Here is a 7,069-nt window from a genome sequence, read left to right as displayed (position 1 = left end):
TGAACTCCATCGAATCTCGCAAATCCGAAGGAATCATAACCTGTTGAAATCACCCACCTCTTTTTGAGGCAGCCTCTCAGAACGCCCTATGGCAGCAATATCTTCGGCTCCGTCGTCGACGTTTCTGAGAATTTGTCTTGCCCGCCCAAGGAACCGTTGCCCTGCATGGGTCAGCGAAATCCCCCAGGTGTGCCGGTGAAACAGCGAGGCGCCGATTTGATCCTCAAGGTCAGCAATACATCGACTGACCGCTGATTGCGATAGCCCGATGGCCGCCCCGGCTTTGCGGAAGCTGCCATGCTCGGCCACGACCACGAAGGTGTTAAGGTGACGCAGCTCTATTGCAGGTGGTCGCCTAGCCATGACAGCAGCCTCCTACGAGGCGCTAGGCCGTTAAATTCAGGAGATGCCAAATCCAACGGCTCGCGCCACTGTTCGGGTCCAAGCTGTCCGATACCCGCGTCCATCACCCTCGCCCCTCGTTCGCTCGTATCCGTGCAGCGACGAGCCGCGCAGCGAGTAACGGGTTTCGGATCTGGCATGTCGCGATTCGAAGTGCCGTTGGTCATGCTTCGCTCTCGCTACCTGAAGCTGATCCATTGGAGGCCAGGGGCTGTCTTGGTCGGCACGCCTTTCGTGATGATTATGTCCATGTGCGCCATGCTTCCGATGCATAAAGATATGGAGTACCGGACAACTCAAAATGAGAAGCCAAGGCAACCAGCCCAGAGTGTGAGCACGACGCTCCGTGATCAGGTAAAAGGCGGCGATAGCGCGAAAGCCGTAGAGGGCGGCGCTGCTCGCTGTAAGCTTTGAACGGCGAGCGTTACCGCGTTTGCCTATCTGAGTTCTGGTCATATTGCTCCTCCAGTATCGCGCGTGGGCTCGGTAGGTGCATGGTTTGCGCCACCGCCCGTAAGCCGACCGCGAGGCAACTGTTGTTGAGATAGCAATGCCCGTCTGGCGGAGTCTTTAATCTCGATTAAGGTGTCGGGAACGACGAGGCTACCCTGCGCGGTTCGCCAAAAGGCCAGCCTGGACGGGTCCGGTTCGACTTCTCGCCCATCAATGTGGAGGGCTTCGGTGGCCAGAGGAGCTACGCCATCACCGCTTTGATCGGGAACGGACATGTCGCTCCCGATCGACACAGTTCGGAGCAAGGTCGAGCTCAGGCGCGGTGCCACCTCGATCAGCACCGAGAACGGCCAGCTTGCGAACTATGTCTGCGTCGACGTCAGAGGCCGTGATCTCGGCGGCTATGTCGCCGATGCCCGAAGGGCTGTTGCGGAGCAGGTGACACTGCCGCCCGGCTACACCATCGGGTGGAACGGCCAGTTCGAATATCTGCAACGTGCCGAAGCACGCATCAAGATCGTCGTGCCGGTTACACTAATCATCATCTTCTAGCTGCTCTATGCATGGCGCTCCCGATGTCCAAGCCTAATTTCATACCTTCAGTGAATAACACAGCATTGGAGTTAAGGAGTTGGGGGCCAGTACGTCATCTTTAACCTCCATCAACGATTGCTGTCCAACTCGGGCTCACACTGCCAGGCGCAAAAAGAGGTCCGACATCGAAGAAGGAGCACTATCATGTCAGAAGCGCAGGCCACTCTGGAGAAGGACGTTGTTCGACCCAAGATCGAGCTGCGAGCTTATGAAATCTGGGTGCGTGAGGGTTGTCCGAAAGGTCACGACCTAGAGCACTGGCTGCGCGCCGAAGCCGAGATCGTGGGGGAGGGCGCCGAGCCCGAAGCGACGGATGAGGTCGCAGATTCTGCCAAGAAGAAGAAATAATCCGTCGATCGCGCGAGTGACGCCGACAAGCGGGCTTCCTCACACCGGGAGGGTACTCTTGGATTTTCTGGATCGGGCTGTTCAGCGGACGCGCTTTGCGTATTTCTCGATGGAGATCGCGCTTCGCGCCGAGATGCATACTTACAGCGGCGGGCTGGGTGTGCTCGCCGGGGACTCGGCGCGCTCGGCGGCTGATCTCGATCTACCAATGGTGTTCGTTACGCTCGTGAGCCGCCAGGGTTATGCGCGGCAGGAGATCGACAACAGTCATGCGCAGGTCAGCCATGCTGATCCGTGGTCGCCCCAAGACTTTGCGACCGCCTTGCCGCAGATGGTAGCTGTGTCAATCGAGGGACGTGCGGTGTGGGTGCGCCCCTGGCTCTATGCGCTGGAATGCCAGCTGGGGCATGTCATCCCGGTGCTGCTGCTCGACACGGATCTCGCGGAGAACGCCGTGGAGGATCGCCGGATCACCGATGCGCTTTATGGTGGGGACCAGGCCTATCGGCTGAAGCAGGAGATCGTGCTCGGCGTCGGCGGCCAGAGCGTGCTGCGTGCGCTCGGCTTCCGCATCGAGAAATATCACCTCAACGAAGGCCATGCAGCGCTGCTAACCCTGCCCCTTCTAAAAGGAACGCGGCGGCCAGACGGCGTTCACGCGTCCGATCCGATCGACAGCTACGACGTCTCGGCGGTTCGCGAGCGCTGCGTGTTCACGACGCACACGCCTGTGGAAGCCGGGTTCGACAAATTCGACTATGACCTCGTTGAGCGCGTGCTCGGCGACTACATTGAACGCGATATCCTGGCGCACCTCGCCGGCGCCGATCAGCTCAATATGACGCATCTGGCGCTGAATCTCAGCGGCTATGTCAACGGTGTCGCCCGCCGGCACGCGGAGACGACGCGCAAACTCTTCCCAGGCTATACGATCGCCTCGATCACCAATGGCGTTCATGTCCATCGATGGACGCATGGCGCCATTGCCAGACTGTTCGAGCAGCAATTCTCAAACTGGGCGCACGAGCCCGAGGTCCTCGCCTTCGCCGATCAGATCGGCGACAACGCCTTGTGGTCGGCACACGGGGACGCAAAGCATGATCTGCTGGCACGGATCGCGCAGGCGACGGGGAGGCAATTGCGTCCCGACCTGCCGCTGATCGGATATGCGCGGCGCATGACCGCCTATAAGCGGCCCGAGCTCATCTTCTCCGACATGGAGCGCTTGCGCGAGATCGCGAACGCTCAACCTTTCCAGATCGTCCTGGCCGGCCTTGCGCATCCGAACGATGGCGGCGGGCAGGAAGCGATACGCGCGCTGGGGGCGCATATCGATGCACTTGAAGGCACGATCCCGGCGGTATTCATGCCTGGGTACAATCTCGACGTTGCCGCCGCGTTGGTCGCCGGTTGCGATGTCTGGTTGAACACGCCGCTGCCGCCGCTCGAAGCATCCGGCACGAGCGGCATGAAGGCCGCCCTCAACGGCGCGCTCAACCTGAGCGTCCTCGATGGTTGGTGGATCGAGGGCTGTGTCGAGAGTGTGACGGGCTGGTCGATCCCCAGCAATGGTGCCGAGGCGAGCGATGCGGGAGCGCTCTATGACAAGCTGCGGGCTGTGGTGCTTCCCCTCTATCACGGTGACCGGGGACGCTGGATCTGGATGATGAAGCAAGCCATCAGCAAGATCGGGTCGTCCTTCAATTCTCATCGGATGATGCGCCGCTACGTCACCGAAGCCTATTTGCGTTGACGAGGGACGAGGATGCGTGTGCAAGATGTGATGTCGACGCGATTGGCCACCATCAGCCCGGAGCACAGCGTCTGGCACGCCGCGCAGATCATGCTCACCGAACATGTCAGCGGCCTGCCGGTGCTCGACGACGCACAAGCCTTGATCGGCATGGTCACGGAAGGCGACCTGCTGCGGCGCTCCGAGCTCGGCACACCTCTCGGTGACGGCGGAGTGCAAGAGCGTGCGCGGGCCTACGTCAAGAGCCGCAGCTGGAAGGTCGGTGCGCTGATGTCGGCCCCGGTTTTGTCCATCGACGAGGATGCCCCGCTGTCGCAAGTGGCGATGCTGCTCGGCCTCAACCGGATCAAGCGTCTGCCGGTGCTGCGCGACGCGCGGCTGGTGGGCATCGTCAGCAGGGCGGACCTGCTCAAGGTCATTTCGGCGGGCGGACCGGATGCGGAGATCAGGGGCGATGCGGCGGTCTCGCGGGCTCTGCGCGCCCGCCTCGAGGAGGCGGGCGCCGTGCTGCGCCGACAGCCGGAACTCCATGTCGCCGCGGGTCGGGTGCACGTCGCAGGGATCATGCGCTCGCAGGAGGAAATCGACGTCGTGCGGATGGTGGTCGACAGTGTCGTGGGATCGGGGTTTAAGGATGATTTGACAGTGGAGAAGGAGCCTCGATGAGGGTTGTTCTGTTCGAAGCGGAGGATTGGGAGAAGAAAGCCTGCGCAAAACTGATGCGCCGGCACGACGTCCGCTGCACGACGGCTCCGCTGAATATCACCACGGTCGGCGAATTCGAGGACGCGGAGGTGATCAGCCCTTTCGTGGCGTCCCGCCTTGATTCCGGCATCATCGATCGATTGCCCGATCTGAAACTCATCGCGACCCGTTCGGCGGGATACGATCATATCGACCTGACCGCCTGTCGAGAGCGAAGTATCGCCGTTGCCAATGTGCCGGATTACGGGGATGCGACGGTCGCCGAGCACGCCTTCGCGCTGCTGCTGGCGCTTGCGCGCAACATCGTCGAGAGTGTCGCGCTGACCCGCCGCGGCGGTTTCTCGATGGCCGGCATGCGTGGTCTTGAGTTGCGGGACAAGGTCATTGCGGTTGTTGGAACAGGGCGCATCGGCCGCCGCACGATCGAGATCGCGCATGGCTTCGGCATGAAGGTCCTCGCCTTCGATCAGGTCGAGGACGCTGCCGCCGCGACACGGCTGGGCTTCACCTATGGCGCGCTCGACGAGGTCCTGGCGCAGGCCGATGTGGTGACGTTGCATGTACCATCATCACCGGACACCGTCGGGATGATCGGCGAACGGCAGTTCGACGTTATGAAGGACGGCGCCATCCTCATCAATACCGCGCGCGGCAATGTGGTCGACACGGAGGCGCTGGTGCGGGCGCTGGCAAGCGGCAAGTTGCGCGCGGCCGGTCTCGACGTGCTGCCGCAGGAGCCGCTGATCCGTGAGGAGGCCGAGATCTTCCGCCAGAACATGGCGGTCGATACGGTCGATCTCAAGGCGCTTGTCGCCAACCACGTGCTGCTGCGCTTTCCGAACGTTCTGGTCACGCCGCACAACGCCTACAACACCGACGCGGCGCTGCGACGTATCATCGACACCACCCTTGCCAACATCGAAGGCTTTGCGGCCGGTCGCCCGGTCAATCTGGTAGGGGTAGCCTGAGATGTGCCTTTCCGCGGAGGTCAGTCTGGGTGCCGCCGCCGTCCTCATCCCGGGCGGCGCGGTGGCGGGCGCGTCGGCCTGGCGGGCAGATCGCCGCTATCTGATGATCGCAACCCTTCCGCTTCTGTTCGGTCTGCAGCAACTGGTGGAGGGTTTGATCTGGATCGAGGGCCACGCAGGCAACACGCATCGCGTCGGCCAGTATTCCTTGCTCTACATGTTCTTCACCTGGATTGCCTGGCCGATCTGGGTACCTCTGTCGGCCTACTTCCTGGAGGGCGGTGGGCGCCGGAACCTCATCCTTTTGTTCGTCATCGCGGGCGCGATGCTGGGCGGCCTGCAGTTCATTCCGTACTTTGTCCATGACGGCTGGCTGGCAACGACCTTCCTGCGTTGGGCAGTTCGCTATCAGGACATCAATCTGCTCGACGGGCTCGTCTCCCGGACCGTGACCTACGCGATCTACGTCGCTGTCGTCATCGTGCCCTTCCTGCTGGTGCGAGGCTGGGAGATCAAGATTTTCGGCCTGCTCGTCGCCGGCGTCCTCGTCATCACCTATGCGTTCTTCTCCTACGCCTATATCTCGGTGTTCTGCTTCGGCGGTGCGGTGATCTCCCTCTATCTCCTGGCGCTGATGTGGCGCAGACAAGCCAGGCCCGCACTGGCGTGATCGCTGTACGGTCGCATTGCCGGCGTTTGCCGTGCCAAGTGCGAGCGTAGAGCAAGATCCGCACGACGAATACGCCCATATGCACCCGCAGCCGAAGTGGGGCATCGCGTTGCGTTCGATTGCTCCATTTGGAAGCCGCTGATGCTGTTCACAGGAGAGGGCTCGCCAGCCGCGCCAGGTTCTCGCCAATCTTGTGGATCATTGGACGTTTTTCCCAACCGTCGAGCGTGAGCGTCGCGGTGTTGTCGAAGCAGCGCACTTGCTCACGGCGCAACTGTTCCGTGACACCCTTGTCAAAAACGATAAGGCTTACCTCGGCGTTGAGGACAAAAGAGCGGATGTCGACATTGCTGGAACCCAGCAGCGAGATCTCATCATCAAACATCATATGCTTGGCGTGCAGAAAGACCTCCTCATAGAGATGCACTTGGACACCGGCCTGGAGGAGTTCGGAGTAGTAGGATTGCTGCGCCAATTTCACCAGGATGTGATCCGTGAGACGCGAGACCAGCAAACGCACCTCCACCCCACGCAGCACGGCGGTTTTGAGTGCTTGAAGGAGAGGTTCGTCCGGGACGAAGTAGGGCGTCGTGATCACGACACGCTTGCTTGCGCCGTGAACCAGAGCCGCAATTACATTGCCAATCCCTGCGTTCGGGTAGTCAGGACCGCTTGGAAGGACCTGTGCAACGGCCCCGGCATCGGGATGATGGTGTGGAAAAAGGGCGGATACCGCCAGTTCCTCCTCCGTTTCCATGAACCAGTCGGCGACAAAGACGGCTTGCAGCTCTGTCGTGATCGGGCCGACAACTCGTGCGACCAACTCCTCGTTTGCGATGTTGGAGGCAGATAGGGCGTTTGTTATGTTCTGGGAGCCGATATAGCCGATGCGGCTGTCTATGACGGCAACCTTACGGTGATTACGCAGGTCGGCACGCGCCGATCTGTGCCGAAAGATCCCCACCTTCAGAGCGAATTGAACGTCCACACCTGCTCGGGTTAGCAGCCTCGTCACCTGGTGCCGCCATTGCCGGGACCCGATGGCATCAATCAGTACCCTGCATGTGACACCTCGCAGGACCGCCCGTTCCAATGCTTCTGTCAACGGCGGAGTAAAAACCGGCCACGGGGCGGAGCAACAGTCGGCCACGGTGGCGCCGGCCTGAGACCGCCGGG

Annotated in this window: 8 protein-coding genes and 1 pseudogene; 6 read left to right on the top strand and 3 right to left on the bottom strand. The window is 61.3% G+C overall.

What is annotated here, in order from left to right; all coding sequences use genetic code 11:
• Positions 1–33 precede the first annotated feature (33 nt).
• Together AKG11_RS34170 and AKG11_RS35945 are read right to left on the bottom strand one after the other, a co-directional pair.
• The gene (locus AKG11_RS34170) at positions 34–363 is read right to left on the bottom strand and encodes a LysR family transcriptional regulator (protein ID WP_082342958.1); all 330 of its coding nucleotides are present in this window, start codon (positions 361–363) and stop codon (positions 34–36) included.
• A gap of 36 nt (positions 364–399) precedes the next feature.
• Complete coding sequence (locus AKG11_RS35945; protein ID WP_077546176.1) at positions 400–858, bottom strand: DUF2933 domain-containing protein; 459 nt, start codon at positions 856–858, stop codon at positions 400–402.
• Positions 859–1,155: 297 nt separating this feature from the next.
• Between AKG11_RS35945 and AKG11_RS32675 the strand changes: the two are divergent.
• From AKG11_RS32675 to AKG11_RS32650, 6 genes and pseudogenes are all read left to right on the top strand, one after another.
• Positions 1,156–1,404, top strand: a pseudogene (locus tag AKG11_RS32675) (efflux RND transporter permease subunit); the annotation flags it as partial.
• Positions 1,405–1,593: 189 nt separating this feature from the next.
• Positions 1,594–1,797 carry a DUF2934 domain-containing protein gene (locus AKG11_RS32670; RefSeq protein WP_050747024.1) on the top strand — a complete coding sequence of 68 codons (204 nt, stop codon included), beginning with the start codon at positions 1,594–1,596 and terminating at the stop codon, positions 1,795–1,797.
• 58 nt (positions 1,798–1,855) lie between these two features.
• The gene (gene glgP, locus AKG11_RS32665; protein ID WP_197284066.1) at positions 1,856–3,550 is read left to right on the top strand and encodes an alpha-glucan family phosphorylase; all 1,695 of its coding nucleotides are present in this window, start codon (positions 1,856–1,858) and stop codon (positions 3,548–3,550) included.
• 12 nt (positions 3,551–3,562) lie between these two features.
• Complete coding sequence (locus AKG11_RS32660) at positions 3,563–4,216, top strand: CBS domain-containing protein (RefSeq protein WP_082342954.1); 654 nt, start codon at positions 3,563–3,565, stop codon at positions 4,214–4,216.
• Positions 4,213–5,223 carry a hydroxyacid dehydrogenase gene (locus tag AKG11_RS32655; RefSeq protein WP_050747022.1) on the top strand — a complete coding sequence of 337 codons (1,011 nt, stop codon included), beginning with the start codon at positions 4,213–4,215 and terminating at the stop codon, positions 5,221–5,223. The genes AKG11_RS32660 and AKG11_RS32655 overlap by 4 nt, the downstream gene beginning before the upstream one ends.
• A gap of 1 nt (position 5,224) precedes the next feature.
• Positions 5,225–5,893, top strand: coding sequence for a DUF6629 family protein (locus AKG11_RS32650; protein WP_050747021.1), 669 nt, complete (start codon positions 5,225–5,227; stop codon positions 5,891–5,893).
• Between the two features lie 148 nt (positions 5,894–6,041).
• Here the strand turns inward: AKG11_RS32650 and AKG11_RS32645 are convergent.
• Positions 6,042–7,069 (bottom strand): phospholipase D-like domain-containing protein (locus AKG11_RS32645; protein ID WP_156334220.1); only part of this gene is annotated, 1,028 nt, incomplete at its 5' end.

The organism is Shinella sp. SUS2, assembly GCF_001262505.1.
GTDB lineage: Bacteria > Pseudomonadota > Alphaproteobacteria > Rhizobiales > Rhizobiaceae > Shinella.
Note: the sequence above shows the minus strand (reverse complement) of the source record. Positions and strands in the feature narration are given on the sequence as shown.